Origin of the sequence: Bacillus sp. AP50 (assembly GCF_040492675.1) — a bacterium.
GTDB lineage: Bacteria > Bacillota > Bacilli > Bacillales > Bacillaceae_G > Bacillus_A > Bacillus_A cereus.
The window spans coordinates 1-1,570 of the sequence record NZ_JBEUTW010000768.1 but is presented as its reverse complement, the minus strand read 5'-3'; the positions used below and the strand labels follow the sequence as shown (position 1 = coordinate 1,570).

Sequence of the window (1,570 nt, the reverse complement as noted above, 5' to 3'; positions counted from 1 at the left end):
AACAAGTGAGATAATGATTGTTATTACTATTAAGTTTAGTAAGCAGAAATATGTCCATTTTCTAGTTTTTTTAAGATTCTTTGCAAAAATAAATAGTCCTGGAAATACAGTAAGCATACCTATCCAAACTAGAATAGAATGTCCAATTAGGTTTACATCTGCAGGAATTAATCCTGAGACTATAGTGGAAACTCCTATTATAATTATAAAAAATGTTGCTATTTTATTAATTTTTGTTTTTTCTAGATGTTGTGAAATATATAGTACTCCAATACAAAATGTTATTCCATTAAGAATAAAGAGTAAATTCATCCAAAAGTGATTAGGGGAGCATATTTCATAAGGAGCTATTTCGTAGGTGAATTCTCCACAGGTTGTTACACCTAGATCACTCATTGCATGATGCAAATAGTTATAAGATGCTGTAGAAGTGAAAATAAAGAAAGGTTCAATTAAAAAGTATAGGCAAGTTGCAATCCAACTAAATAAGCCAATCCTATTTGATATATACATTAGATGCCTCCTTTGAAAAAGGTATATTTCCGTTGTAGGTGGTTGCATTATCAAAAGTGAAAAATTTCAAGTTGAGAGTCGATAACCATTTTTAATAATATAGGGTTTTCTAGACAAATGTGTTTAGCGGAAAGACGTGTGAAAAATGGATGGGGTATAACTTAACAAAATCGTTATTTGAGAAAAAGGGATTAGTTTAGTTTTGATTCTGCTAATCCTCAACCAATTATAAAAAGCAGGCCGAATATGAGAGGGTAAAAAATACACGAAATTATTATACTAGTTATAACGACTTTTTTTGATGTACCTTTTGGAGCGAAAATAATTAAAACCAGTGATACAAATATTAAATAAATTAAATTACTATCACTATAAAAGGTAAAAAATACGATAATAGTTAACAAATTTGAAATGAAACCGAATTATTTTCTCATTACTTTAGCCTTTCTTGGAAAAATAAATAATCCAGATTATACCATGAATGAATAAGGTTTAAGTAAAATTTTAACAAAAACGTTATTTGAATAAAAAGAAGTTAGATAAGGATGAAGAATAGTCATCTCTTATGCTGGGGAGCTTAACGGATATCTAAATGAATTAAGGATGAGTATATGTTGAAAAGAAAAGTGGTTAGTTTGTTTTTGGGAATTACTATGGTAGTTTTATTTTTAAATCCGTTAGATACCAAAGCGTTTAATATTGATAATCAAGAGTTTTATGATTCTTATAATACTTTATTAGCACCATATGCAAGTCAAGTTATCAGAAGGAAGCTTGGACCAGATCATCAGTATAGTTTGACGGACACAAAAATTATAAAAATTGAACGTTTCCCAGAAGAAAACTTTAATTTTATTGTTACAGTTCAATATAAAACTTATATAGGAGCTCATAACCCTCCGAATGGCATAGAAACTATTACTTTTAATATAAATCCAAGTGGAGTAAAGGTTATAAATTTTGTTCATAAAGATGCTTAAAGAAGAAGTAATATTGTTCGTACATTGATGGAAAGGATATTTGAACTGAAAAATGTTATAAAAATTTCATTTTGTAG

At 28.3% G+C, this 1,570-nt stretch carries 2 protein-coding genes; one reads left to right on the top strand and one right to left on the bottom strand.

Going from position 1 to position 1,570, the window contains the following annotated elements:
* Positions 1–513 (bottom strand): DUF998 domain-containing protein (locus ABWK52_RS29335; RefSeq protein ID WP_353772378.1); only part of this gene is annotated, 513 nt, incomplete at its 3' end.
* Positions 514–1,124: 611 nt separating this feature from the next.
* Between ABWK52_RS29335 and ABWK52_RS29330 the strand changes: the two genes are divergently transcribed.
* Entirely contained in the window at positions 1,125–1,493 is a 369-nt protein-coding gene (locus ABWK52_RS29330; RefSeq protein WP_000919725.1) for a DUF3888 domain-containing protein, read from the top strand.
* The last annotated feature ends 77 nt before the right edge of the window (positions 1,494–1,570 follow it).